We start from the raw sequence: 25,186 nt of genomic DNA, 5'->3' as shown, positions 1-25,186 counted from the left end.
GTCCTTCGCCTTGCCTGGCGCCGAGCTGGCGCGCCGGCTGCCTGAGAAGGGCTACTGCAGCTTCGAGAACACTGTTGGCGTCAGCAGTTCGTTCCTGATCTCGGCCACGATCGGCCCGTCCGTTTCGCTCTCGGCCTTGGCGCGGAGCCATTCGGGGTCAGCCAGGAACACAGGCCATTTCGCTTCCCGATCGGCCAGCGATTCCCAGGCGACAAGGTAGGTCAGCACGTTCAACTCCGAATCGCCGACCAGCGTGGTCCAGAAGCCGACATGCCGGATGCCGAGCCGGTCCCAGATGTGGGTCGTGTGATCGTTGAACCGCGCCAGCAGATTGGGCATGCGGCCCGGCAGCGTGCGATAGATCCGCAATTCATAGATCATCCTTGACTCCATGGGTGGTGATGGGGGCGGCAGGCATCATCCGCGAATCGGCGTACGCACACCATCAGGCGCGCCTCCAGGGTTTCCCGCGAAAAGCCAGCGGCCTCGCCGGCCAGCATCATGTACCGCTTCTTCGACTTGCATGCCGTGCCAGAGCGGCGCGGCGCTCAGCGTTGCCAGGGTGCGGCTTGCAGCGGCGGTAGCACCGCTTCGATCGCCGCGGCGAGCGCGAGCAGTCTGCGGTCGCTACCGGTGGGCCCGTCGAGCGCCAGGCCCACCGGCAAGCCGGCAGACAAGCCGGCCGGCAAGGTGATGCCGGGAATGCCGGCGTTGCTTCCCGGATCGGTGTTGCGGATGAAGGTCAGGAAGGTCGGGCACTGCTGGCCGTTGAACAGCACCGTCTCGTCCTGCCCGATGGGCGCGGCCGTCAAAGGCGTGGTCGGAAACAGCAGCGCATGCACGCCGGCAGACGAGAACGTGTCGGCATGGAGCGCTTGCAATTGGCCACGTACCTTCAGCGCCTCCAGGTAGACGGACTCCGGCACCGCGCCCTCGCCGAGCAGCGACCGAGCGAGTCCCGCGACATCCGGGCTGCCGACGCCGTCGACCAGTTGCTTCAAGTCGATCCCGCGATTCGCATAGCCGAGGTAGTCGGTCATGTCGCGCACGAACTCGAACAAGGCGACCGGAAAACCGACGGCGCCGGCAAGCTCGAACAACCCGGGCATCGGCACCTCGACGAACTCGACGCCCGAGGCGCGCAGGCGATCGACGGCCGCGTTCACGACGACACGCACACCGCTTTCGAGCGGGTCCCAGTACGGGCTCGGCAGCCCCAGCCGAAGGCCCTTGAGCGACACGGCGGCGAGCGGCTCGCCGGCACCGGTGAGCACGGTGTCGAGCAACGCGCAATCCGCGACACTGCGGGCGATCGGACCGGCCGTGTCGCGCGTCGTGGAGATCGGCGCAATGCCCCGGCCCGAGACACGGCCCACCGTCGGCCGCAGACCCACCAGGCCGCACAGCGCAGCCGGCACGCGCACCGAGCCACCCGTGTCGGTGCCGATCGCCGCAGGCACGAGTCCGGCCGCAACCACCACGCCGGAGCCGCCGCTGCTGCCACCGGGAATGCGCGTCGCGTCCCACGGGTTGTGCGCCGCGCCGGTCACGGCGTTGTTGTTGGTGATGCCGAGGGCCAACTCGTGCATGTTCGTCTTGCCCGCGACGAGCGCCCCCGCTGCGCGCAGGCGGCTCACCACCTCGGCGTCTGCGCCGGGCCGCTTGCCCCTCAGCGCCCCGGTGCCGGCCGCGCTGGGCAGCCCGACGGCGTCGATGTTGTCCTTGAGCGCGATCGGCACGCCCAGCAGCGGAAGCTTCTCACCTGCCGCGATGCGCGCATCGGCGGCGCGGGCCTGCGCGCGCAGCGCATCGGCATCGAAGGCCACGTAGCCGTTGAGCGCGCCGTGCGCCTGGGTTCGTGAAATCAACGCCTCGACGACCTCCGTGCTGGTGACGGAACGCGCGTGGAGTTGGCGTCGCAGTTCGACGACGCCCGATTGGGTGAGGTTCATGGTTTTCTCCGATTCGATCCAGCGCATCGTAGAAATCGGCCGTGGGGCGCACACCTATCACGATAGATAGGGGTCGTACGGGTCGGCCCCGATTCCCCAGCCTGCGACGGGGACTAGCATGGCCGCACAAACGCCCCCTGCACGGTCCTGCTTCACCCCCGCCATGCACCTCAACACGTCACAGACCCGCGCGCTCGGTGACGTCATGCGCCTTCTGGCCGGAGCAACAGACGCCGATGCGCTGCGCGGCGACCTCGCATTGCCCATGCTCGACCTGTTGCAGGCCGACACCTATGTCTCCTTCACCTGGAATACAGCCGCCCACCACTTCGACCGGGTAAAAGCGGTGAACATGTCGCTGGACAACCTGCGCACCTGGGACGAGTACTACCGCTTCGTCGACCCGCTCACCTTCCCGATGATGGAGCGCCGCCATCCCACGCTGGCAACCCAGATCCTGTGCCAGAGCGACCTGGCGCGCACCGAGTTTTTCAACGACTTCCTGGCGCGCGACCGCATGCACTGGGGCGTCAACTTGTATGTGTTCTCGCAAGGCGCCTGCACCGGCGACATGCGCATCTGGCGCCAGCGGCAACGCGGCAACTTCGACGCGAACGAGATCGAGGCCCTGCGCCTGGTGGAGCCCGCCTTCGCGTCTGCGCTGGCACGACTACGCTGGGAAGCCGATCCCCCGTTGTCGCCGGTGGCCTGCGAGAGCGTGACCGAACTGCTGCAACGCAAGTCCGCACTTAGCACGCGCGAGGCGGAGGCTGCATCGCTCGTCCTCTCGGGCTGGCCCGACAAGCTCATCGCCAAGCGCATGGCGGTAGGCTTGCCGACCGTTCGCTTCCATCTGGCGAATGCATTTCGCAAGTTGCGGGTGGAGAACCGGACGCAGCTTGCCGCGCGAGTCCAGGCACTGGTCAGCGACGCACCGACGGCTTGCGCCCCTCAATGACCGTCCTGCGCGGTCGCAGCGCCATGCTTGCCATCATCGACGTAGGGTGACGTTGCACTGCTGATCTGCAAAGGTGTCCGCATGGCAGCCGTCCACAAGCATCTCAACATTCACTGCGAGATCAAAGAGACTTCCCGGCATGTGGAAGTCGATGGAACTGAACCAGCGCCAGCAATGCTTTGAAGATGCCTGGATCGCCGCGCAGCCAACAAGCTGCTGCGGCGCGTTTTGGGCTTTCCTGGCGGAAAGTGTGACCACTAGGCGGATACCGGCAAACAGTATCACCGGGCGTCACAACATGCACCTCCCTCGATGCGTCGCACGGAGGTCAGCGTCTCATGGACTGTCTTGGCGGCTCACCCAATAGCATTCACGCTGATGGGTACATGGAACAGCACCGTCTCGTCCTGCCCGATGGGCGCGGCCGTCAAAGGCGTGGTCGGGAACAGCAGCGCATGCACGCCGGCAGACGAGAACGTGTCGGCATGGAGCGCGTGCAATTGACTCGCATGGCGCGAAGGTCCACCCGTAGTCCAGCCTGCTCGCGTGCCCGAGATGACCCGTCGCCGTGAGGTCGCCAACGGGTCTGGGAGTCCGGTGACGCGCAGCAGTGGCACACAATGCAGCCATGCACAAGAGATCACTCCTGCCCACGCACATGTGGGTGCTCATCGCGGTGTACTTCGTCGCCAGTCTGGCGCACTTCGCTCACAACGCCGAGTTCATCGCCTTCTACCCCAACATGCCGCGTGGGCTGACGCGGGAAGACGTCTACCTCGTCTGGTTGGCCATCACCGCGCTGGGCGTTGCCGGCCTCCTGATGGCCCGACTCGGTCTCCATGCGCTGGGCGTGTTGCTTGTCGCCGCCTACGGGGCCTTGGGCCTCGATGGTCTCGCGCACTACACGCTCGCCCTCTGTTCCGCGCACACCCTCGCGGCGAACGTCACCATCTGGTCGGAGGCCGTCAGCGGACTTGTGCTGATGTTCGCTTCGGCTCTGTGGCTGACGCGGCGCATGACCCACCACGGATCACCGAGCGCAGGGTGAGGACCACGACTCGACTTGCACAGGTGCCAGCGGCAGGCATCCCGCTTCCCGATCCCGGTTCACCATCCTAGGGGGAGGGAACGGGAGGGAGTGGCACCATCACCCAGCAGGGTCGCAGGGCGCGAAGGACCAGCCATAGTCCAGCCGGCTCGCATGCCGGGGATGGCCAGGGAGGTCAGTTCACCGAAGCGCACCCTCTGGGGCTGGTGGCGCTCCAGCCGATCGACAAGCTGGTTCCGGGCGCGCAGGAAGTACGAATGGTGCACGACCGGCGAGCCCCACGCGGCCCAGATCGTCTCGCGCTCGTGCTGCGCCACCGCCTCCTCGATGGCATCGAGGTTCCGCTCGAACGCAACTCTGTTGACCTTGGTCGGCAGCGTCCGATAGTCGGTGGCCCGCAACGGGTAGAGGTTCGTCATCAGGAATCCGTCGAAACCGTTGCGCTTCGCGGCCTCGTTCACGCGGGCCATCGTCGGGTCGGTGCGCTCCTGCGTCGCGGTCGAGGGGTTCAGGCCCACCGTCACCAGTGTGCATCGGCCAGCGCGACCCAGCAGGTACCGCCACTGGTCGTTTTCGTCGTTCGAGTAGATGTCGTACAGCATGGGGGCGCCCTGGTCAGCCCTTGGCCGCCAGTTGCTTCGCGAGTTCTTTGATGAGCTTGGTCTTGCAGCCGGTCACCTCCAACACCATGGCAGAAACCCCGGCGACTTCGCCCTTGCTGTCGGCTGTGATCTTTGCCTCGCTGCAGGTCGCATCGCGAGCCTTGATCCACGCCCGCCGTTCGTCGCGCAGGGCCGCCTTGCCGGCGTCATCGAGGCAAGCCCCTGCCGCCGCGTAGGCCGCGTTCAACGCCTTGTCTGCGGCCTCATAGTCCGACCCTGCGCTCGCCTGCTGCTCGGGGGCGGGGGTGCCCGCAGGCGACTCTGCCGAAGTAGGGGAAGGTGCGGAGGTCGGTACCGGTGCACCGCCGACCCTCTCGGCCTCGCGCTTGGCGAGCAACTCGTTGTTGCTGAACTCTCGCGCTCATCGCAAACGTTGGCGGCAATGGTGCATCGCTGGGCCGCTCGTGTGAGCCCGAGAGATCCTCCATCAGGAGCCACGTCCGCCCTGCGGCCTCGTCCACTCCACCGGCGTAGAACTCGGGAACGACGGAGCAGTCAGGCGGTTCGCGATGTTCTCGTAAAACGGCAACTCCGGCCTGTCCAAATCCGGCATTCGAGACCTTCAACACGACGCGGGTCGGCGCGCCGATCTGCTCGGGCCAAGTCAACGTCACGCCGACTATGTCGGAAAGATAGCCGGGAGCATTGATAACTTTCGGCGTCGCCGACAGCAGTGGGCCCTTCAAATTCATCTGCCGTGAAATCTTCCCCGCCAAAAACTCCGGCGCGAGCAGCTGAAGCGGCCGCCGCATTGGCGGTACCTGAGAAAAGCTCATCGTCGCTTTGTCCACGACCTCGCGGGCGATTTGAGACAGGCAATGCGGGTCTGATCGCGCTGTAACGGATATGCGCCGGAAACCCTGACGGCATTCCGTAGAGCTATCCGTTACAGCGGGCGGCGCTGGTGCTAGCCGCCGATTGGAATGACTCGCTCCGATGCCGTCGGAAGAAACGCGCCGATCTGCGCTGCGCCAGCCAGCCGACCCGGGCGCTAGGCAGGGAGGCAGGCAAGCAGGCAGTCGACCCGACTAGGCACTCGACCCGCGGTCCGCGACCTGGTGCTCGATCGATTTGTGCACCATGTCTGCCGACTAAAACTGTGTGGGGCAAAGACGGCTATGCGATCGTAAATGGCACTGTGGACAATTGAAAACGACAAGCAGGCATTTCCCCTTCAAACACCCAATCACTTGCGATAAAGCGAAGCGGCGCTGCACCGCATCGACTGCTCAGATCGGCACTAGCAACCTGCTTTCCCTCTTTGTGGATTACTACGATGTCGTCGCCACTCCTCGGCGATCATTGCGATCCACTTCGCGGCATCCGCACATTACGGCGGGGACCCGTGCCTACATCAAATTGAGCAACTGCGAAGGCCGAAAGTTCTATTGTCTCGCCACAGAGATAAATTGGCACCCGCCGACTTCCATCCTATTAATAGGCCCTTTCAGCGCGTACGGTGGATTCTCCTTTTCAGGTGTAAAGTGCGTCACCAAGCTTTGACGGGTGTTCGACTCAGTGATGACGCTGCCGCCGTGCGCTAAGTCGGCGTGCCAGATAAGAACGTCTCCCTCGCTCGCGAGGAAAGATGATCTTTTGAAACCGTATTTCGCGGCGTCTTCATGATGGCTCGCTAGAAATCGGTCGTGTTCATGCGGCGCTGCTTCAAGCCATTTATGCTCGCCGGCGAACAGAAAATCGGGCGCGCGATGACTACCGACATAATATTCAAGTTCGCCGGTTCCGGCATGAATGTCCTCAAGCGCGAGCCATGAAGCGGCAAGCTTCATCGGGGCACCGTCCACCTGAACATAAGCCGTATCCTTATGTATGGCTTGCTGAGATCCGCGCCAGAACGTCAGACTTTGAAAAGCTTTCGGCTTCGCATCAAAAATCGCGCTTAGAAAGGCAACCACTTTCGGAGCAGCAATTGCCTGCCGTGCCGTTTCAGAGAATGCATGAAAGTCCAAAAGTTTTGTCGGGCCATCGCGATACTGTAGGGCGGGCGGCACGAAAATTTGCTCTCCTTGAGGAGTCCAATGCTCGATCATTGCGCCCGGCGGAGATGATCGCCAGTGCTGCTCCAGCTCGGACTTGATTGCGACCGTCAGGTCCTTGGACACCGCACTCTTAATAACGACGAAGCCGTCCCGCATAAAGCTTTGAATAAGTCTGGAGACTTCTTCCGGAAACGTACCGGCAACTGTGCGCCGTGCTAATTCTGCGTCGCAGTCCATCCGATCGATCCACAACCCGCCAAACCGGCTAAACGTTTCACGACTCATTACTGGCCCTTTTTTAAGAAGTTCGGTGTCCAAGGTCCGCTGCCCCACGAGGTTCTAAATTCGGAGACAGAGTCTGGGGGTTGAATTCATCGAACATTTCGTGATGCACAACAACTCGAACTGCTGGTCGTTTCCACAACCGATTCAATTCTCGCCGGATCAAGACTGAGGTCCATAACGCGGCCAGCTCGATTTGAGCTGCCGCGTGAAACTGCTCAGACCGCGCATTGGTTCACGGACCTCTACAGTCAACTATTACTGTGTGCGACCCGAACGGTCGGTCAAATCAGTGTCGTGGCGCAGCGATAACGCAGCGCCCTCAACCCTTCGAGGACGGCACGGATGAAACCATATCCCGCTGCTAGATGCAAGTGACGGCCCCCAGCAACGACCGGGTGCATCGAATGCTGATCACGCCCCCGGTCACTGATTACCGTGCGCCGACGCCGAAAGACCTCCAGGAGCTCAAGGAGCACTTTGGTCTAACGGCATACGAGATGGCGCGCATGTTTGCGGCGCAGCCCGAACAGTGGCGAAAGCATACGGGTGGTCAGAGTCCGCGCGAGATCAGCGCGACGCGAGCGTTTTTCATGGCGGCATTCCAGGTGCTCAGCGATGAAGAGATCGAGAGATCGAGCGCTTGGTGGCGTACATGGCGAGCGTCGGCGCGCGCCGGAACATGGACGCGGAGCTACCACCGCGCCCCGAGCCGCGCTACCGCCAGCGCAACGAAGCCTCCTGAGGCTTGAGCCCGCCCAGGGGCTCATCGACAGCCGTCGAGCGCCTCGTCGCATCTGATTGACCGAAGCGTTTCGCAACGACATCGCGCCGCGAAGGTGCGGGTGTCCTTGCGCAACGAACCGCTTTCCGCGGCACTTTCGTCCTGGCCGTGATCGAGCGTGCGGGACACACAACTGAGAGTTCCGTGCCTGCGCGCCGCGCGCAGACCCGGTGATCTTGCCCATGCACCAACTCGGGTCGCCAATCCGTGCCCGCCTCGGTCCTGCTCGCCGCGTGTAGTTCGCAAGCTTCCCCAAACCCCACTGAAACGAACAAATCATGATCAACAAATTCATCATCGCCGCCCTGATCGGCGCGTCGGCAACGACCTCTTTCAACGCCAGCGCAGAGACGGTCAATGCCGGGCACTGCCAAGCTCTGGCGGAGATGAGCAGGGACATTTTCAAGGCGAAACAGGCCGGCAACTCGAAGGCCAAAGTGACTACCGTGGCAGAGGGGAAGACTAACAACAAGCTAGCCGTCACGCTGGCTCTCAGCGCGGTTGAGGTCGTCTACGGCATGAAGCTGGATTCGCAAGCCGACGCATACCGCACCGTGCGCACAGCTTGCCGCGCCTATACCGGCACCTCTCTCTGAGCAGAGGCGATCCACGTCGCTTGAGGGTCGGAACCCGAAGCGTCCTCACATGAAACTGACCCACACCCTTGGCGGACGCTGGAGTTGCCTTGGGCGTGCACATGCGAAGCTTTGGTCGCAAGCAGAACCCGCTATCCAATTATTAAGTATCTCAAAGAAATGACAAGCGAAACCATAGCCAAAGAACGCAGCCTTCCTGCAACGTCCGCCAAGGTCATCCGACCGATGGGTGATCGCGGTCAGGGACGCAAGCCCATTGCCCCAGAATTGAAGCAGCAACTCGTCGGCTTTCGCCTGCCGCCTGCGCGACTAGAAAAGTTCAGCGCCTTGGCGGCAAAGATTGGCTTGAAGGCGTTCTTGATCGCACCAAGGTGCCGCAAGCGGAGACACGGCGCTCCAGAATTGCACCCGGGGTGCCGACGATTGAGCCGAGGCTCGTCGGCTCCAGCGCAGCCCTGCGGGAGCCGCGCCTTTCGCGCCTGCACATCGGCCAAAGCCTCCTGTCGCTCGTGGGGTGTGCGCGCCGGCAGCGCCGAGCGCGCTCCCTTGCCACCCCTTGCGCGGCACGACGATTCGCGACGGCCTGAACGTTTCGAGCAACGCCTTGGCCGTTCTCAGGCGCGTTGCAGGCGTTGCCTGGGGCTCGCTGGCGATGGCCTGGACCTGATCGAGCGCAGCACGCTCACGGCGGCGCCGCTCGGCCTTTCGCAGGGTCGATTGACGAACGGCGCGACGGGCGCGGTCATAGAGCGGCTGCGGCTTGCCGGGGGTCCGTCAGGGCACGCTCCGAGCGATGAGGTAGGTTGCCACCGTCAACGTGGTGCAGAGTCCCGCCATCCAACCGATGACGCGCCATGTCTGGGCGTCGATGACTTCGTGAAGGGTCATGGGGCTGCGCTCCTGAAGGGTTCACGCGCGATTGTTGCGTTGCACGCCGGCATCGTCCACGGACATCGCGGCGCAAAAAGCCCTAACGTTCCAATTTCTCAAGCGCGCCCGATAAAAATTTTCGGTGTCGTGGCGGACACCCGTAGGGGCGGGAGCGTGGCGCGAGGGGGCCAGGCGGCCACCCACCAAGACGCGCCAGGCGCTGCGACTACTGGGTGTGGCAAGGGGGCAGTGGCCTGAAGTTGCCTGCGTGGCTCGGCGCTCCACTCGGCAGATACGAACCGAGGTACGACCAGAAGACGGTTCCACCCGAAGTGAACTAGCATCCTGTCGGGAAGCGATGCAATGCGCTCTCGTTCATGGGAAGGATCGTGGGAATTCAACCTGAGTGCTTCGCAACCCCGCATGAACGCTAGCTTTCCGGCGGAGAGTGTGAGATTCGAACTCACGGACGGTTGCCCGTCGGCAGTTTTCAAGACTGCTGGTTTAAACCACTCACCCAACTCTCCAATGGATCCAGATGCGCCCACCGCCTCAGGTTGGCGGGCGCGAGGCGGGATTCTAGACTGTGCTGTCTTCCGCCGGCTGCGCACTCCCGGCCGCTTGGGGCTGGCGCGGCGCCAACCCACCCAGCACGAGGTCCAGCACGCCCTGCGCCCATTCGCGGCGCTCGGCAGGGCCGGCGAGCGGCTTGGAGATGAAAAAACGCACGCCGCCGAACGCCAGGTTGGAAATCTGCACGGCCGTGAGTTCAGCATTGGGCACGTGCAGCTGGCCGGTGCGGTGCGCCTCTTCCAGATATTCGACCACCGGGCCGAGCACCCAACTGTTCTCCGTATAGACCAGCTTGGCGAGTTCCGGGAAACGCGTGGCCTCGGCAATCACCAGGCGCAGCAGCCCCAAGGTACGTGGTTCGGTCGCCCCCAGGTACATGCCTTCGATCAACTCGAGCAAGCGTTCTTCGGTGTTGGTCTTGTCGCACTTCAAGGCCGCGTGCATGTCGGTACGGGCCTTCTCGACAGCCCGGTGGATCACCTCATGGAACAGGGCCTGCTTGTTTTCGAACTGACGATAGATCGTGATCTTGGCGACACCCGCATCACGCGCGACGGCTTCGATGCTGGTGCCGGCATAGCCCTTTTCCAGGAACGATTGCGTCGCGGCATCCAGGAATGCCTCGCGCAATTCGGCGGCCTGCACGACGCTGGGACGTCCCCGGGCGCGCCGCTTCGGTTCCATGGATTCCGCAGACGGCGGCAGATCGGTCGAGGGATCGAGCAGTGTGTGGGTCATGTATCTGGTAAGAACAAGGTCTGCAGGTCACTCAAGAAATCGAGTCCCCTTGCTGTAGGCCAAACGCGCCGAAAATCACGCACAAGCAATCCATTTTGCTCTGCTTGGGCCATTCCGCGCTGAATTGCGGTTATTGGGAGACCTGTCCGTTCGCCATATTGCGCCAAAGTGAACCCTTCCTTCAGTCGCAAGACGTTCAGCATGTACTCGAAGGGAAGTTCTGCCAGCGCCACGTCGTCGCTCTGTGATACCGCTACGCCTGCCAGCGCCTGGTCCATGTAGCGCTGCGGCTCCCTGAAGCGCACTTGCCGCACGATACGGTGGGCAAAACTCAACTTGCTGTGCGCGCCGGCGCCAATGCCCAGGTAGTCGCCGAACTGCCAGTAGTTCAGGTTGTGTTCACATTGACGGCCCTCCCGCGCAAAGGCCGATATCTCGTAGCGCGCCAGCCCTGCGGCCGCCGTGCGCTCGACGATGCGGTCGAGCATGGCATAGGCCTCGTCGTCCTCCGGTATCTTGGGTGGGAACTTTGCGAAGTACGTATTGGGCTCGATGGTGAGGTGGTACACCGACAGATGCGGCGGCGCCAGCGCAAGCGCCTGATCGAGGTCCGTCTCCAACTGCGCGGGCGATTGCCCTGGTAGCGCATACATCAGGTCGAGGTTGAAGGTGTCGAAGGCACTGGCCGCTTCCTCGACCGCGGCAATGGCTTGCGCCCGGTCGTGAACGCGCCCCAGCGCCTTCAGGTGCTCGTCATTGAAGCTTTGCACGCCGACAGACAAACGCGTCACGCCGGCGCGCCTGTAGGCCCGGAAACGGTCTCGCTCGAAGGTGCCCGGATTGGCCTCGAGCGTGATCTCGCAGTCGGGCGTGAGCTTGAGTCGCGCGCGCACATCGCTGATCAGGCGGTCGATTGCCTCGGGAGAGAACAAACTGGGCGTGCCGCCGCCGATGAACACCGAGTGGATCGTCCGCCCCCAGATCAAGGGTAGGGCGGCATCCAGATCGGCAATCAGCGCATCGAGGTAGCGCTGCTCAGGCAACTCGCCCCCTCCCCCAGACCATTCGTGCGAATTGAAGTCGCAATACGGGCACTTGCGCAGGCACCACGGCAGGTGAACGTACAGCGACAGCGGCGGCAGCGCGGCCAGTTGCAATGGCCCGGCCCGCATCATGTGCAGCACGTTGTTGGCGTCCGGCGCGCCGGCTTGCAGCGCAGCCGCGATGGGGACGATCGTCTTGGTCATGGAAACCAGCGCTCGCGCATCAGCGCCAGCATGGCGCGCGCGGCCTGGCCGCGGTGGCTGTTCGCGTTCTTCATCTCGGACGGAAGTTGGGCAAACGTCTTGCCGAACGCGGGCAGGAACATCACGGGATCGAATCCGAACCCGTTGTCGCCGACAGGCACGCGCGCGATCTGCCCGGCCGCTCGCCCGACCGCAATCAGCGGCTCCGGGTCTTCGGCACTGCGCAACGCCACCAGCGTGCTGACCAGTGCGGCACGGCGGTCCTCGATGCCGGCCATCTGTTCGAGCAGCGCGCGCACATTGTTCGCGTCGCCCTTCTCGTAGCCGAACCGGGTCGCGTAAAAGGCGGTGTCCACGCCGGGCAGCCCACCGAAGGCCTCGACGCAAAGGCCCGCGTCGTCGGCGATGGCCGGCAGCCCCGTGGCAGCAGCCGCATGCCGGGCCTTGGCCAGCGCGTTTTCCACGAAGGTGCGATACGGCTCGTCGGCCTCGCCCACGCCCAGTTCCGACTGGCGCACGAGCGCCACGTCGAGCGGCGCGAGCAACAGTTGCAGTTCGGCCAGCTTGCCGGCGTTGTTGGAAGCAAGGACCAGCTTCATAAGCGATGAGCGCCGGCAGAGCTTATTTGGAGAGGGCCTGCTGCTGCAGCACGACCAGTTCCTGAATGCCCTTGTCGGCCAGGCCGAGCAACAAGTCCATCTCGGCGCGGGTGAAGGCTGCCCCTTCGGCCGTGCCCTGCACTTCGACGAAATGGCCAGCGCCGGTCATCACGACATTCATGTCGGTATCGCAGGCCGAGTCTTCGATGTATTCCAGGTCCAGCAACGGCGTGCCCTGGACGATGCCCACCGAAATCGCGGCCACCGGGCCGAGGATCGGCGAGGCGGGGATGGTGCCCGCGGCCAGCAGTTTGCTGACCGCATCCTGCGCCGCGACAAAAGCGCCGGTGATGGCAGCGGTGCGGGTGCCGCCGTCGGCCTGCAGCACGTCGCAGTCGAGGTGGATGGTGCGCTCGCCCAAAGCCTTCAGGTCGAAGACGGCGCGCATCGAGCGCCCGATGAGACGCTGGATTTCCTGCGTGCGGCCGCTCTGCTTGCCGCGTGCGGCTTCGCGGTCGCTGCGGGTGTGGGTGGCGCGCGGCAGCATCCCGTATTCGGCCGTGACCCAGCCTTCGCCGCTGCCGCGCTTGTGCGGTGGCACCTTCTCTTCGACCGATGCGGTGCACAACACGCGCGTGTCGCCGAACTCGATCAGTACCGAGCCCTCGGCATGGATGGTGAAACCTCGCGTGACGCGCACCGGGCGCAATTGATCGGCGGCACGGCCGCCGCTTCGTGTGAATGCAGTCATTGATTGGTTGGCAATTGAAAAAATACCTGCGGCGCCGCAGCGCCGTGGCGCTCAGCCCTTGCGCGCGGCCGAGCGGCGGATGGCTTCGTTGATTTCGGCGATCGACCGTTCGATCGCGTCTTCGTCCAGGTCGTCGGCCTCGCCGTCCGACGGCATGCCCGCCTGGATGGTCGAGGCGAATACGCCTTCGCTGATGGTTTCCGTCGACACGCCGCGATCCTTGCCCGGCGCATCGGGAGTTTCCCATTCGAGCGCGATCAGCGTGACGTTGTCGCTGTGGGCGCCGCCGTTGCGCAGGGCCGCCTCGGCCAACTCCGGCGCCGCATCGGACACCGGGCGATTGGAGAGCGTTCGCACGATCTGCTCGTCGTCGAGCACACCCCACAGGCCATCGGAACACAGCATGATGCGATCGCCCTGCTGCAAGGTGAGCGGCGCCGAGATGTCCAGCGTGGGTGTCGACGGCGAGCCCAGGCAGGTCAGCAGCAGGTTGCGATTGACGGGCTCGGTGCCCCCGTCGAGGCGGGGGCGCTCGGCATGCGAATGATCGCGCGTGCGCATCAGCATCTGGCCGCCGCGCACCACGTACAAGCGCGAGTCGCCGCAATGCACCCAGGTCGCGGTGGTGCCTTGCAACACGGCCGCCACCAGCGTGGTGCGGGGGGTGTCGAGCATCGCCTTGTTGCCCGCGTATCGCATGATCTGCTGATGGGCCGACAGCGCCGACGAAGTGAGAAACGCGCGCACGTCCTTCACGACCGGGCGGGCTTCGCGCTGGTAGAGCGCAGCGATGGTCTGCAGCGCCATCTGCGCCGCGACCTCGCCCTCTGGGTGGCCACCCATGCCGTCGGCCAACACGAAAAGACCGGACTCCCGCGTATAGCAGTAGCCCATGCGGTCTTCGTTCTTGAGACGCCCGCCTTTGCGGCTGACCTGGAATACGGAGAACTTCATGCCGGTCTGGTAGTGGGGGCTGCGGCTTTAGGCAACCCCTTTTTTTCGGGCGAGCGCATGTTGTCGATGGACAAGCGCACCTTCTCGCCGACGCTGAGCTTCGTGTAGCGCCGCTCGCCCTCACGGCTGAGCTCCTTCTGCAGCGCGAACACCGACTGCGGCCGCGACAACGGGTCGAGCGACATGCACCACTCGACCACTTCGATCAGGTTATCGGAGTAGATGCCACGCAGGCGCGACAGCGAGAGGCTGAGCCGGTCTTTCTCGATGCGCTGTGGCGCGTCGTTGGGCGGATAGCCCTGCATGCAGGCGTAGATGCACGCGCCGATGGCGTAGATGTCGGTCCAGGGGCCCATCGACGAATCGCGCCGGTACATCTCGGGGGCCGCAAACCCCGGCGTGTACATCGGACGAATGAAGTTGCCTTCCTTCGACAAGACCTCCCGGGCCGCGCCGAAGTCGATCATCACCGCGCGGTCGTCATCGGTCACGAAGATGTTGGCCGGCTTGATGTCCAGGTGCAGCATCTTGTGCTGGTGCACGATGCGCAGGCCGCGCAGGATCTCGTCGAAGAGCGACCGGATCGTCGACTCCCTGAATACTTTCTGCTTCTTGAGATCGCGGGCGGTGACGATGAAATCCTGCAGGGTCGCACCCTCCAGGTTGTTCATCACCATGTAGACGGTTTCGTTCTCGCGGAAGAAATTGAGCACGCTCACCACGGAAGCGTGCGAGATCTGCGCGAGCGAGCGCCCCTCTTCGAAAAAGCTCTTGAGGCCGAGTCGATACAGCGAAAGCTTCTCCGGCGCCACCTGCGGCGCCAGCTCCCCGACCCCTCGCGTCGCCAATGAGGAAGGCAGGTATTCCTTGATCGCGACCTGCTGGCCAGAAGGGTCGACCGCAAGATAGACGACACCGAAGCCGCCAGCAGAGATCCGGCGAATAACGCGGTATCCGCCGATCACCGTATCGGGCAGCAGGGGCGAAGGTTTGACCTTTGACATAATCCGGGAGTTTCACCCGAAGGCGAGTGTGCGACAAGCGAACGCTGTGCCGTTGCCTCGGTGCGAGCAAACAAATTCACAGTGAGGCGCAATGCCAGTTTACAGCATGACCGGCTATGCCAGTGGCCAAAACACCCCCGGTGGAGGCCACGCCGATGCGGAGTCGCGCCCTGCAGCCGCGGGGCGTCTGGGCGTCGAAATCCGCTCCGTCAACAGCCGCTTTCTCGACCTGACCTTCAAGCTGCCGGAAGAGCTTCGCCAGCATGAACCCGCCCTGCGCGAGCTGCTCACCCACAGCCTCAAGCGCGGCAAGGTCGAGTTGCGGGCCAACTTCGAAAACAGTGCCGCAACGGGCGTGGTCGAGCCTTCCACCAAGCTGCTCCAGCGCCTGAACGGCGTGCAGGACAGCATCAAGGCCTGGCTGCCCGGCGCACGTGAACTGAGCGTGGCCGATGTGCTGCGGTTGGCGGGCGGCGACGGCAGCCAGCGCGGCGACTGGGGCCCGGACCTGCTGGAGGTCAGCGGCAAGACGCTCGCCGCCATGATGGAGGCCCGTGCCCGCGAAGGCGCCCGCCTCGCCACGATGCTCAGCGACAATCTCGGCGAGTTGCGCAAGCTCGCGAACCAGGCCGGCCCGCTGGTCCCTCAATTGGTCGAGCAACAACGGCTCCGCTTCCTCGAACGCTGGCAGGACGCCATGGGCCTGGTCGGCGGCACGCTGCCTGAAGCCGCGCAGGACCGTGCACTGACCGAGGCCACGGCCTTCGCCATCCGGATCGACGTGGCCGAGGAACTCACGCGCCTTACCTCCCACCTGGACGAAATCGAGCGCCTGATCGCCAAGGGCGGCGAAATCGGCAAGCGCCTTGATTTCCTTATCCAGGAACTCCACCGCGAGGCCAACACGCTGGGCTCCAAGTCTGCCGCGCTCGAACTTACGCGCATCGGGGTCGACATGAAGGTGCTGATCGAGCAGATGCGCGAACAAGTGCAGAACATCGAATAGAGAGAAGACGACGCCTGATGGATTACCCCGGCAATATTTTTGTGGTGGCCGCGCCCAGCGGCGCCGGCAAGTCGAGCCTCGTGAAAGCGCTAATGGAGTTGGATTCAGCGGTGCAGCCTTCGGTGTCGCACACCACCCGCCCCCCGCGCGGCCAGGAAAAACACGGTCGCGAGTATTTCTTCACGTCCGACGGCGAGTTCGACGCGATGGTCTCCGGCGAGGCCTTCGTCGAGTGGGCGCATGTACACGGATGCCGCTATGGCACGTCGAAAAAGGCCATTGAAGACCGCGTGGCACAAGGCGCGGATGTCGTCCTGGAGATCGACTTTCAGGGCGCCATCCAGATCCGCAAGACCTTCGCCAATGCCGTGCTCATCTTCATCCTGCCCCCGAGCTGGGAGGAACTGCGCTCACGGCTGGAGCGCCGCGGCGAAGACCGGCCCGACGTCATCGAATTGCGCCTGCGAAACGCCGCAACCGAAATGGCCCGCGCCGGGGAATTCGATTTCGTTATAATCAACGAGTTATTCGAGCGTGCGCTTTTCGACCTGAAAGCCATTGTTCACGCCCAGCGGCTGCGTTATTCCGCCCAGCGCCGCGCGCGGGCCGATACCTTCGCCGCACTGAACATCCCCTGACACCGACCACCGAAAGTTCATCATGGCCCGCATTACCGTCGAAGACTGCCTGCTTCAGATCCCGAACCGCTTCCAGCTCGTGCTGGCCGCAACGTATCGCGCCCGCATGCTGAGCCAGGGCCACGCACCCAAGATCGAGAGCAAGAACAAGCCGGGCGTGACCGCACTGCGCGAGATCGCCGAAGGCAAGATCGGCCTCGAGATGCTGAAGAAGGTGCCGGGCTGATCTTCTTGCCCCGCTCTCGCATAGAGGCACCGCTTGCGGTGCCTTTTTTGTGGGCAGTGACCCGCCCTCGAATGGCACGCTAAAGTTAGGGCTATGAGCGCAGTCGCCAAACCCGAGCCAAACACCCCGCCGGGTACCGCTCGGCCGAGCCCGGCTGCCCTCAACGCCGCCGCGGCGAGCTTCGCCGCCCTGACCGCCCGGCTCGACTACCTCGGTGCGGAAGACACCGAACTGGTCCGCCGCGCCTACCGCTTCGCCGACGAGGCCCACCTCGGACAGTTGCGCAACAGCGGCGAGCCCTACATCACCCATCCGATTGCGGTCGCCGCGCAATGCGCCGAGTGGAAGCTCGATGCGCAAGCCCTCATGGCGGCGCTGCTGCACGACGCGATCGAAGACTGCGGCGTCACCAAGCCCGAGTTGATCGAGCGCTTCGGCGCACCGGTGGCCGAACTGGTCGACGGCCTCACCAAGCTCGACAAGCTGCAGTTCAACACCCGCGAGGAGAACCAGGCCGAGTCCTTTCGCAAGATGCTGCTGGCGATGGCGCGCGACGTGCGCGTGATCCTCATCAAGCTGGCCGACCGCACCCACAACATGCGCACGCTGGACGACGCGCCGCGCGAAAAATGGGCGCGCATTGCGGGAGAGACGCTCGAAATCTACGCGCCGATCGCGCATCGGCTGGGCTTGAACCAGACATATCGCGAACTGCAGGAGCTCTCGTTCCGGCACCTGCGGCCATGGCGCTACGCCATCCTGTCGAAGGCCGTTGCCAAGGCCCGCGGCCGCCGCCGCGATTTGATCCAGAAGGTCCAGCGCGAGCTTGAAACCGCGTTCGCCGCCGCCGGCATTGGCGTGCGCATTGCCGGCCGCGAGAAGACGCTCTATTCGATCTATCGCAAGATGGATGAGAAGCACCTGAGCTTTGCCCAGGTCACCGACATCTACGGCTTTCGCCTGATCGTGCCCAACGTCATCGCCTGCTACACCGGCCTGGGTATCCTGCACCAGTTGTACAAGCCGCTGCCGGGCAAGTTCAAGGATCACATCGCGATTGCCAAGCTCAATGGCTACCAGTCGCTGCACACCACGCTGGTCGGTCCGTCGGGCGTCAACGTCGAGTTCCAGTTGCGCACGGAGGCCATGCACGTGGTCGCCGAATCGGGCGTGGCCGCACACTGGCTCTACAAGGCGACCGACAACTCCTCGCCCTCGCGCGAGCGGTTGGGCGCCAAGTGGCTGCAGTCGCTGCTCGACATCCAGGACGAGACGCGCGACGCCGCCGAGTTCTGGGACCACGTCAAGGTCGACCTGTTCCCCGACGCGGTCTATGTGTTCACGCCCAAGAGCCAGATCCTCGCCTTGCCGCGCGGTGCCACGGTGGTGGACTTTGCCTATGCCATCCACAGCAACATCGGCGACCACACGTCGGCCGCCCGCATCAACGGCGACCAGGTGCCGCTGCGCACCGAACTCAAGAACGGCGACGTGGTGGAAGTCATCACGGCGCCCGTGTCGACGCCGAACCCGGCATGGCTTGGCTTCGTTCGCACCGGCCGCGCGCGTTCGAAGATCCGCCACTATCTCAAGACATTGGCCCACGCCGAATCCGAAGGACTCGGCGAGAAGTTGCTGGCGCAGGCGCTGCGGGCCGAAGGCCGCAACAAGGTGCCGCCGGAAGATGGCGAATACCAGGCCATCTGGGAAAAGCTGCTGCGCTTCACCGCCAACCGATCACGCTCCGAGTTGATGACCGACATCGGCCTGGGCCGCCGCATCGCGAGCATCGTTGCCAAGCGCCTCATGTTCCTGCTGGTCGAGGGCGGCGAGAAGCCCGACGCCTTGCTGCTCACGCGCGAACGCTTCACGGCGCACGAGACTCTCTCGCAAGGCGGCGTCACGCTCGACGGCAGCGAGAACTCGTCGGTGCGATTTGCGTTGTGTTGCCGACCCATTCCGGGCGACTCCATCGTCGGCTACCTGGGCCACGGCGAAGGTCTGGTCGTGCACACCGATGAATGCGGCGTCGGGCAGCGCCTTCGACATCGCGACAGCGAACGCTTCTTCGCGGTCGAATGGGCCGAGGAGCCCGTCCGCACCTTCGAGACTGGCGTGGTCATCACGGTACGCAACGACAAGGGCGTTCTCGCGCGCGTTGCCGCCACGCTTGCCGAAGCCGAAGCCGACATCACGCACGTCGAGATGGCAGATGAAACGCCGCAGGACTCGACCGACCTGCGCTTCGTTATCGCGGTGCGAGACCGCGCGCATCTCGACGCGGTGCTGCGCGCCGTGAAGCGCACGCCCTCGGTGCTGGCCGCGAACCGCGTGGTGCCGGCGCCCTATTCGGTCGACCCGACGACGCCAGGCGCCGGGTAACGCACCGACCTCACTTCGATTTCCTGCGCGCCGCGCGGCGTGACGAGTTTGACCACGTCGCCTTCACGCGCCTTGAGCAGTGCTCGGGCGATCGGCGAAATCCAGCTCACCTGCGCGTGCTGGCTCTGGGCCTCATCGATGCCGAGGATGGTGACGCAGCGCTCTTCGCCCGAGTTGTCGACGTACTCCACCGTCGCACCAAAGAAAACCTGATCGTTGCCATGATGAACAGAGGGATCCGTTACCTCGGCCACCTCGAGCCGCTTGGTCAGGAAGCGGATGCGCCGGTCGATTTCACGCAGCCGCTTCTTGCCATAGAGGTAGTCGCCGTTCTCGGAGCGGTCGCCGTTCTTCGCTGCCCAGTGCACCGCCTCGACCACCTTCGGCCGCTCATCGTCCATCAGGTTGAGAAGTTCATCGCGCAGCCGTGCATAGCCCTGCGGCGTGATGTAGTTCTTGCTGCCCGGTGGAAGCGCCGGTAGACCACCGTCTGCGCCGTCGTCATCTTCATCGGCGTCGGATTCTTTGGTGAATGCTTTGCTCATGATGCAACGCTGCTCCAAAAGGAAAAGGCCCGCAACTTTCGTTGCGGGCCTTTGAAGAGTGGTGCGGCTGGCAGGAATTGAACCCACGACCCCTTGGTTCGTAGCCAAGTACTCTATCCAACTGAGCTACAGCCGCACAGCTTGCGATTATAGCATGCACTTTTTGTGCTTTCCCGATTCGTGATCTGGAAAAAGATTGGGCCAGAAGAATCGCGAATGTCTGCCGCCCGACTCCGGGGCTATCGCTCCCGTGCCGCGCGCTGCGCAGGTGCGGATGCAGGTGCGGTTGAGCGCTCCACAGTGTCGATCAGGTCACGATATCCAGGTGACTCGCGCAGCAGCCGCCCTGCGAGCGCGCGAAGCTTGTCGACCGCTTCTTCGGACAGCACGAAGCTGGTCGGCAGCTCCATGAAGTAGCGGCGCTCCTGCGCGTCGGAGATGGAATCGAAGCTCACGTCGATCGCGTCGAAGCGAAGGTCGGGCACTTCGGCTTCGGCCTGCGCCCTGGACATGCCGGCCAAGCGCTTTTCGGCAATCTCCAAGCGCCTCGCGTCGGCCCAGCGCTGGGCGATGTCGTTCAGCAGTTCTACCGACTCGTAGGAGAAGTGGTCGATCGGGACGCTCGACGATTGCAACGCCTGGGAGATGATGCCCGGGGCCCGGGGGCTGCGATCCCAGTTGGTGGCCGGCGCCGATCGGGAATTCACGACTATCACGACGATGCGCCGGATGATCCTGAAGTCGATTTCCTTCTGGTAGGCCTGGCTCGCCTCGACCTCTTCGAGCGCCTCGATCACGCCGCGCAGGCCGAGGTTGTCCGCGACGCCACCATCCACGACGTGAAGGTACGGCCGATTCGCGCTGTCCTCGAAGGCCTGCATATCCTGGTAGCGCAGCAATGCCCGACCCGACGGGCGAGCCCGGCTGACCGGATCGGTGACATCCCTGACCCACGCCGGCATGACGGCACCGCAGTGGCCGCCATAGTTTCGATAGGTCACTGGCGAAAGCACCACGGGCACCGCCGACGAGGTGGCGGCCGCTCGCGCCAGCCGCACCTTGCCGAGATCCGAGCACAGCAGGTCAAAGTGGTCCTGCGAGAACTGGAAGCGCGCGCCGGTCGAAAGATCGGTGCCGGTGACGGCTGCCACTGGCGTCGGCTTGGTGAGCAAGTCGTCGAAGGTGGCGCCCCCAAAGAGGATCTCGTCGTAGTAGTCGGCCGCCAGCTCGGACCGGCCGTAGTCCGCGCTGGCCAGCTTGAACCAGTTGGCGGGGTTCAGTGTGCGGGAGGTGAGCGCTCCTTGCACATCGCGCTTGAGGAAGCGCGACTCGTACTCCGAGAAGAGCCGGTCGCCGTAGAGGGCATAGGCCAGCGCAGTGAAGCTGCCACCCGATACACCCGTCATCAGGTCCACCTCCGAGAGCAGATTGCGCGGCGTGCCATGGACCAGCACATTCGTCCGCCGCAGTTCTTCCAGCACGCCATAGGAGAAAGCGGCGGCGCGCGTTCCACCTCCGGAGAAAGTCAGGACGAAGAGCGTCGGGATGTCATTGGACCTCGCCTTCCTGTGCTTGAGCAGGTTGCTGACGCGGTAGCCCCGGGCCTTGTCCACGTGCTCGATCGGCGGATTGATCGGCGCCATCGAGTTGCAGCCGGCCAGCAGCACAACGGCGCAAGCCGCCGCCCACCCACATCCCAACCCACCCCTACGACGCCAGGACCGTGCTGCAAACGAGTTCATGAAAAATACCTCAAGAAGCTGCCGTTGCGCTGCCGTGCTCACGGCAGCCCCCGCGCGAGCTTACGGACAAACGCGTCTATGCAACATTGCACCGCCGCGGGTGAACGGCGACACCCCGTAGCGCAATGACATCGACGGGCATCTTGATCGGACCGCTTCCCGCTTTCTCACCCAACGTGCCCATGTGGGCTTGAGCGCCGATTGGAGTTCGGAACGGCGCGATCCAGGAACGCCTCGAGCTCCTGGATGGAGTACGGCTTTTGCAACAGGGCGAAGTCGTGGTTGCCCTCGAGGGCGAGGACGTGGCTGTAGCCACTCGTCAAGACGACAGGAAGGTCGGGCCATCGAGAGCGTATTTCCTTTGCGAGATCGACGCCATCCATCCCCGGCATCACGACGTCGGAGAACACCAGATCGAATTTCTGGCAGTCTTCCTCAAGGATCTTCAAGGCGTCCTTCGCGCTCGACGCGCGCGCGACTGCATGGCCCACGGCGGACAGGAGCCCTGAGGCGAACTGGCCGACGTCATCGTTGTCCTCGACCAGGAGGACGGTGAGCTTGAGCGTTTGCCGAGGCGCATCCGGTGTGCTGCTCTGCACCGCGGGATCGCCAAAGCCGGCCGCCCGAGGAAGGTAGAGGGTGAAGCACGTGCCCTCACCCACGCGGCTGCGCACGTCGATCTCGCCTCCGGACTGTTTGGCGAATCCGTAGACCTGGCTCAAGCCAAGCCCCGTGCCCTTGGTCGCGGGCTTGGTCGTGAAAAAGGGCTCGAAGATCCGGCTGAGCGTGAGCGGCTCGATCCCGGAGCCGCTGTCCTCTATCGAAATGGCCACGAAGGCGCCCTTGACAGGTGCATGGCGCCGGACCGCGGGCACTTCTTCCACGCTGCGCACGGTGATCTTCAGTCTTCCGCCCGTGGGCATGGCGTCTTTCGCATTGATGACGATGTTCAACAGGGCCGTGTCGAACTGGGTGGGGTCGGCCAGGGCAGCGTCGAGCGGCGCGCCCACGTCGAACTCCACTTTCACCGCAGATCCCAACATCGTCTCGACGACCTGCTCCATCGCGCGCACGCGCTGGGCAATTCCGAAAGCCTCCGGTCGCAGCGGCTGCTGCCGTGCGAAAGCAAGAAGCTGCTTCGTCAAGAGCGCGGCGCGATCCGCCGTTTCCGCGATCGCACGGATGTATCGCTCGCGGCGTTCTTCATCGGCGCCACTTCTTCGAAGCAGTTCCACAGAGGAACGGATGATCGTCAGAAAGTTGTTGAAGTCATGCGCAACGCCTCCGGTAAGCCTGCCGACGGCTTCGAGCTTCTGCGCATGTGCGAGTGCCTCGCGCGCACGGTCAATCTCCTCTTGCACCTTCTTGCGCTCGGTGAAGTCCCGCGTGATCTTGGCAAAGCCGACATGCTGGCCTGCCTCGTCGAATATGGCGTCGATCACGACGTTGGCCCAGAAACGCGATCCATCCTTGCGCACGCGCCAGGCCTCGGCTTCATAACGCTTTTCGGCCAGCGCCGTTTGCAATGCCCGGGCGGGTACGCCGTTGCGCTGGTCCTCCTGCGTGTAGAAGCGTGAAAAATGCTGGCCCAGGATTTCGTGCGCGGTATAGCCCTTGATCAATTGCGCGCCGGCGTTCCAGTTGGTCACCCGACCAGCGGGATCGAGCAGGTAGATGGCGTAGTCGCGCACACCTTCGACGAGAAGGCGAAACCTTTGCTCGCTCGCATAGAGCGCCTGTTCGGAATACCTTGCCTGCGACAGATCGCGCGTGATCTTTGCATATCCGATCAACTCGCCGCCTTCCCCCAGGACAGGCTCGATATGCACGCTGGTCCAGAACCGCGTGCCATCCTTGCGGACCCGCCAACCCTCTGCCTCGAACTTTCCCTGCTCGCGGGCAAGCCTCAAGGCGCGCGCGGGAAGTCCGGTTTCGATGTCCTCGGGCGTATAGAAACGAGAGAAGTGCTCGCCGACGATCTCCTCGGCTGTATAGCCCTTGAGGCGCTCCGCACCTGTGTTCCAGCTGCTGACGCGTCCCTGCGCATCCAGCAGGTAGATCGCATAGTCCTTGATCGCATTGACCAGCAGTTGGAAGCGATGTTCGCTGGGAAGCGCCACGCTCGATTCCTCGCCGTCTGGCTTCGATGGGGCGTCCATGGTGACTCGTTATTGCCGATGCGCGGGAAGGGGGCGTCAGGCTGTTCCTGGATGCTTGATTCTGCGTGATGAAGGAGCTTTTCACTATCGGGGTTGTCCGACACGGGCGCGGCCTGCATTCCCACTTGGCAAAAAAGAAGTCCCCGAGGCACAAGGCCCCGGGGACAAGGCCACCAAGAAGGTGGAGGAGACAACGGTGCACGTATCCGGGCGACCGCAACCGCGGACACGTTCATTGCCGCACCGCACGCAATCCGCATGCCGGGATTGAACCAGAGACGCCGAAACAGGCGTTTCTCCTACATGGCCCAATGTCGAGAGGGAAAAAGCGAGTCTGGGCTCGCCGAGTTCGCCGCAAGCCGGCAAGATGTGCAACCAGGTCCGGTCCCCGCCTACGCCGGTCGCTGCTGCAGTCTCACACGCCCCATGTTTGCGGGGGCGCGAGATTACGGGTTTGGCGGCGATAGGCGACCCCGATTGGCAACCTCAAAAGGAATCGACATGGAACACGACTACACCAAATCCCCCGAACAGCTTGCAGAGGATGCAAGGCAAACCGGCCGAGATGCCGTTGACGCAGCGCAGGGAGTCACGAGCGACGCCGCGGCGATCGGGCGCGAAGCATTCACCTCGTTGGAGGCAGCGGGGCACGACGCAAAGGCGCTGGGACGCGATGCCCTGGCCAAGGCCGCAGGCATCGCGCACCAGGCCAGGAAGGTGTCGGACGATGCGGCCGAGACGGGACGCGCGTATGCGAAGGACGCCGTCAACGCAACCGGCAGGAAGATCATCGACTGGAGAACGCAGTTCAGTCGCACCGGCGAGTACTGCTCGAAGCTCATCGCCGACGAACCTGTCAAGGCCGTCTGGATCGCGTCGATTGCGAGTTCACTGCTGACCGCACTCGTGATCACAGCAGCGCGCAGCGGCACCCGTTATCGAGGCTACGACGACTGAGCCCGACTTGTCTGCGGGCGTTGCCGCCGAGCCGTTCGCTGGTTGGCCGCGTTGGGAGTCAATCCCATGATCAAGATCTGTCGATCGCGCCGCGTCCTGATCGGCGGCGCTGGCCGGCGTTATCGGTTCGAAGCCATCGCCGGACTTGACGCGTACGATAGACGCTGCGCTTTCATAGGAGCGGCGCATGGCAGCCATTCACAAGCAACTCAGCGTCCACGGCCAGGTTCAGGGCGTGGGTTATCGCTGGTCCATGGTCCAGGCCGCCGAGCAACTGGGCGTGCGCGGGTGGGTGCGCAATCGGCGCGACGGCACGGTGGAGGCCTTCGCCTCTGGCGACGCTGCTGCCGTGAATGCACTGATTGCCTGGGCTCGGCGCGGTCCGCCGGACGCACGCGTCGACCGCGTGGAAGTGATGGAGGCGCCTGGGCCGGCGAAGATGTTGGAAGGATTCGAGCCGCGCGAGACGCTGTAGCGACATGCCGAACCCTTCGCCGAAGAAGCGGCTTGTGC

At 63.9% G+C, this 25,186-nt stretch carries 26 protein-coding genes and 2 tRNA genes; 10 read left to right on the top strand and 18 right to left on the bottom strand.

Annotated elements, in window-relative coordinates; translation table 11 throughout:
- Window positions 1–51: 51 nt before the first annotated feature.
- Window positions 52–381 (bottom strand): NIPSNAP family protein, encoded by a 330-nt coding sequence (locus WKW80_RS00915; RefSeq protein WP_340361651.1) that lies wholly within the window; start codon window positions 379–381, stop codon window positions 52–54.
- Window positions 382–548: 167 nt separating this feature from the next.
- On the bottom strand, window positions 549–1,952 hold the full coding sequence (iaaH, locus tag WKW80_RS00910) for an indoleacetamide hydrolase (RefSeq protein WP_340361650.1): 1,404 nt from the start codon (window positions 1,950–1,952) through the stop codon (window positions 549–551).
- Window positions 1,953–2,115: 163 nt separating this feature from the next.
- Here iaaH and WKW80_RS00905 point away from each other — a divergent pair, with 163 nt between their 5' ends.
- Entirely contained in the window at window positions 2,116–2,910 is a 795-nt protein-coding gene (locus WKW80_RS00905) for a helix-turn-helix transcriptional regulator (RefSeq protein ID WP_340361649.1), read from the top strand.
- Between the two features lie 33 nt (window positions 2,911–2,943).
- Here WKW80_RS00905 and WKW80_RS00900 read toward each other — a convergent pair whose 3' ends face one another.
- On the bottom strand, window positions 2,944–3,195 hold the full coding sequence (locus tag WKW80_RS00900; RefSeq protein ID WP_340361648.1) for a hypothetical protein: 252 nt from the start codon (window positions 3,193–3,195) through the stop codon (window positions 2,944–2,946).
- A gap of 71 nt (window positions 3,196–3,266) precedes the next feature.
- Window positions 3,267–3,410: a hypothetical protein gene (locus WKW80_RS00895; RefSeq protein WP_340361647.1), complete on the bottom strand. Its 144-nt coding sequence runs from the start codon at window positions 3,408–3,410 to the stop codon at window positions 3,267–3,269.
- A gap of 128 nt (window positions 3,411–3,538) precedes the next feature.
- Between WKW80_RS00895 and WKW80_RS00890 the strand changes: the two genes are divergently transcribed.
- A complete protein-coding gene (locus WKW80_RS00890) occupies window positions 3,539–3,958 on the top strand; it encodes a hypothetical protein (RefSeq protein WP_340361646.1) in 420 nt (139 codons plus the stop codon).
- 59 nt (window positions 3,959–4,017) lie between these two features.
- Here WKW80_RS00890 and WKW80_RS00885 read toward each other — a convergent pair whose 3' ends face one another.
- The 3 genes from WKW80_RS00885 to WKW80_RS00875 form a co-directional block, all read right to left on the bottom strand.
- A complete protein-coding gene (locus tag WKW80_RS00885; protein ID WP_340361645.1) occupies window positions 4,018–4,560 on the bottom strand; it encodes a DUF1643 domain-containing protein in 543 nt (180 codons plus the stop codon).
- 13 nt (window positions 4,561–4,573) lie between these two features.
- Entirely contained in the window at window positions 4,574–4,957 is a 384-nt protein-coding gene (locus tag WKW80_RS00880; RefSeq protein ID WP_340361644.1) for a lysozyme inhibitor LprI family protein, read from the bottom strand.
- Between the two features lie 1,048 nt (window positions 4,958–6,005).
- The gene (locus tag WKW80_RS00875) at window positions 6,006–6,938 is read right to left on the bottom strand and encodes a phytanoyl-CoA dioxygenase family protein (RefSeq protein WP_340361643.1); all 933 of its coding nucleotides are present in this window, start codon (window positions 6,936–6,938) and stop codon (window positions 6,006–6,008) included.
- 371 nt (window positions 6,939–7,309) lie between these two features.
- On the opposite strand from WKW80_RS00875, the gene WKW80_RS00870 reads away from it, so the two are divergent.
- The gene (locus WKW80_RS00870; protein WP_340361642.1) at window positions 7,310–7,654 is read left to right on the top strand and encodes an XRE family transcriptional regulator; all 345 of its coding nucleotides are present in this window, start codon (window positions 7,310–7,312) and stop codon (window positions 7,652–7,654) included.
- A gap of 310 nt (window positions 7,655–7,964) precedes the next feature.
- Window positions 7,965–8,282, top strand: coding sequence for a hypothetical protein (locus WKW80_RS00865; protein WP_340361641.1), 318 nt, complete (start codon window positions 7,965–7,967; stop codon window positions 8,280–8,282).
- 1,312 nt (window positions 8,283–9,594) lie between these two features.
- Here WKW80_RS00865 and WKW80_RS00860 read toward each other — a convergent pair.
- The 7 genes from WKW80_RS00860 to WKW80_RS00830 all read right to left on the bottom strand — a co-directional run bounded on the left by WKW80_RS00860 (window position 9,595) and on the right by WKW80_RS00830 (window position 15,018).
- Window positions 9,595–9,679, bottom strand: a tRNA-Ser gene (locus tag WKW80_RS00860).
- A 52-nt stretch (window positions 9,680–9,731) separates the two neighbouring features.
- Window positions 9,732–10,463 carry a TetR/AcrR family transcriptional regulator gene (locus WKW80_RS00855; protein WP_340361640.1) on the bottom strand — a complete coding sequence of 244 codons (732 nt, stop codon included), beginning with the start codon at window positions 10,461–10,463 and terminating at the stop codon, window positions 9,732–9,734.
- Window positions 10,460–11,710 (bottom strand): radical SAM family heme chaperone HemW, encoded by a 1,251-nt coding sequence (hemW, locus tag WKW80_RS00850; RefSeq protein WP_340361639.1) that lies wholly within the window; start codon window positions 11,708–11,710, stop codon window positions 10,460–10,462. The genes WKW80_RS00855 and hemW overlap by 4 nt, the downstream gene beginning before the upstream one ends.
- Window positions 11,707–12,309 (bottom strand): RdgB/HAM1 family non-canonical purine NTP pyrophosphatase, encoded by a 603-nt coding sequence (gene rdgB, locus WKW80_RS00845; RefSeq protein ID WP_340361638.1) that lies wholly within the window; start codon window positions 12,307–12,309, stop codon window positions 11,707–11,709. Before rdgB ends, hemW begins: the two co-directional genes overlap by 4 nt.
- A gap of 22 nt (window positions 12,310–12,331) precedes the next feature.
- Complete coding sequence (gene rph / locus WKW80_RS00840) at window positions 12,332–13,060, bottom strand: ribonuclease PH (protein ID WP_340361637.1); 729 nt, start codon at window positions 13,058–13,060, stop codon at window positions 12,332–12,334.
- 51 nt (window positions 13,061–13,111) lie between these two features.
- On the bottom strand, window positions 13,112–14,014 hold the full coding sequence (locus WKW80_RS00835) for a PP2C family protein-serine/threonine phosphatase (RefSeq protein WP_340361636.1): 903 nt from the start codon (window positions 14,012–14,014) through the stop codon (window positions 13,112–13,114).
- Window positions 14,011–15,018, bottom strand: a complete 1,008-nt coding sequence (locus WKW80_RS00830; RefSeq protein WP_340361635.1) for a serine/threonine protein kinase — start codon at window positions 15,016–15,018, stop codon at window positions 14,011–14,013. Before WKW80_RS00830 ends, WKW80_RS00835 begins: the two co-directional genes overlap by 4 nt.
- A 91-nt stretch (window positions 15,019–15,109) precedes the next feature.
- Between WKW80_RS00830 and WKW80_RS00825 the strand changes: the two genes are divergently transcribed.
- From WKW80_RS00825 to WKW80_RS00810, 4 genes are all read left to right on the top strand, one after another.
- Window positions 15,110–16,024: a YicC/YloC family endoribonuclease gene (locus WKW80_RS00825; RefSeq protein WP_340361634.1), complete on the top strand. Its 915-nt coding sequence runs from the start codon at window positions 15,110–15,112 to the stop codon at window positions 16,022–16,024.
- A gap of 17 nt (window positions 16,025–16,041) precedes the next feature.
- Entirely contained in the window at window positions 16,042–16,662 is a 621-nt protein-coding gene (gmk, locus tag WKW80_RS00820) for a guanylate kinase (protein WP_340361633.1), read from the top strand.
- A 22-nt stretch (window positions 16,663–16,684) separates the two neighbouring features.
- A complete protein-coding gene (rpoZ, locus tag WKW80_RS00815; protein WP_213955086.1) occupies window positions 16,685–16,888 on the top strand; it encodes a DNA-directed RNA polymerase subunit omega in 204 nt (67 codons plus the stop codon).
- A 93-nt stretch (window positions 16,889–16,981) separates the two neighbouring features.
- Window positions 16,982–19,270: a RelA/SpoT family protein gene (locus WKW80_RS00810; RefSeq protein WP_340361632.1), complete on the top strand. Its 2,289-nt coding sequence runs from the start codon at window positions 16,982–16,984 to the stop codon at window positions 19,268–19,270.
- Here the strand turns inward: WKW80_RS00810 and greB are convergent.
- The 4 genes from greB to WKW80_RS00790 all read right to left on the bottom strand — a co-directional run bounded on the left by greB (window position 19,234) and on the right by WKW80_RS00790 (window position 23,716).
- The gene (gene greB, locus WKW80_RS00805) at window positions 19,234–19,815 is read right to left on the bottom strand and encodes a transcription elongation factor GreB (RefSeq protein ID WP_340361631.1); all 582 of its coding nucleotides are present in this window, start codon (window positions 19,813–19,815) and stop codon (window positions 19,234–19,236) included. The genes WKW80_RS00810 and greB overlap by 37 nt on opposite strands.
- Window positions 19,816–19,874: 59 nt before the next feature.
- A tRNA-Arg gene (locus tag WKW80_RS00800) sits at window positions 19,875–19,951 on the bottom strand.
- A gap of 103 nt (window positions 19,952–20,054) precedes the next feature.
- Window positions 20,055–21,557, bottom strand: a complete 1,503-nt coding sequence (locus WKW80_RS00795; RefSeq protein ID WP_340361630.1) for a patatin-like phospholipase family protein — start codon at window positions 21,555–21,557, stop codon at window positions 20,055–20,057.
- Window positions 21,558–21,724: 167 nt separating this feature from the next.
- Window positions 21,725–23,716: a hybrid sensor histidine kinase/response regulator gene (locus WKW80_RS00790; protein ID WP_340361629.1), complete on the bottom strand. Its 1,992-nt coding sequence runs from the start codon at window positions 23,714–23,716 to the stop codon at window positions 21,725–21,727.
- 501 nt (window positions 23,717–24,217) lie between these two features.
- Here WKW80_RS00790 and WKW80_RS00785 point away from each other — a divergent pair.
- Both WKW80_RS00785 and WKW80_RS00780 read left to right on the top strand, forming a co-directional pair.
- A complete protein-coding gene (locus WKW80_RS00785) occupies window positions 24,218–24,673 on the top strand; it encodes a hypothetical protein (protein ID WP_340361628.1) in 456 nt (151 codons plus the stop codon).
- A 187-nt stretch (window positions 24,674–24,860) separates the two neighbouring features.
- On the top strand, window positions 24,861–25,148 hold the full coding sequence (locus tag WKW80_RS00780) for an acylphosphatase (RefSeq protein ID WP_340361627.1): 288 nt from the start codon (window positions 24,861–24,863) through the stop codon (window positions 25,146–25,148).
- Window positions 25,149–25,186: the final 38 nt, after the last annotated feature.

Source organism: Variovorax humicola (genome assembly GCF_037889915.1).
In the GTDB taxonomy this organism is placed as follows: Bacteria; Pseudomonadota; Gammaproteobacteria; order Burkholderiales; family Burkholderiaceae_C; genus Variovorax; species Variovorax humicola.
This window is presented reverse-complemented; position numbering and strand designations above follow the sequence as displayed.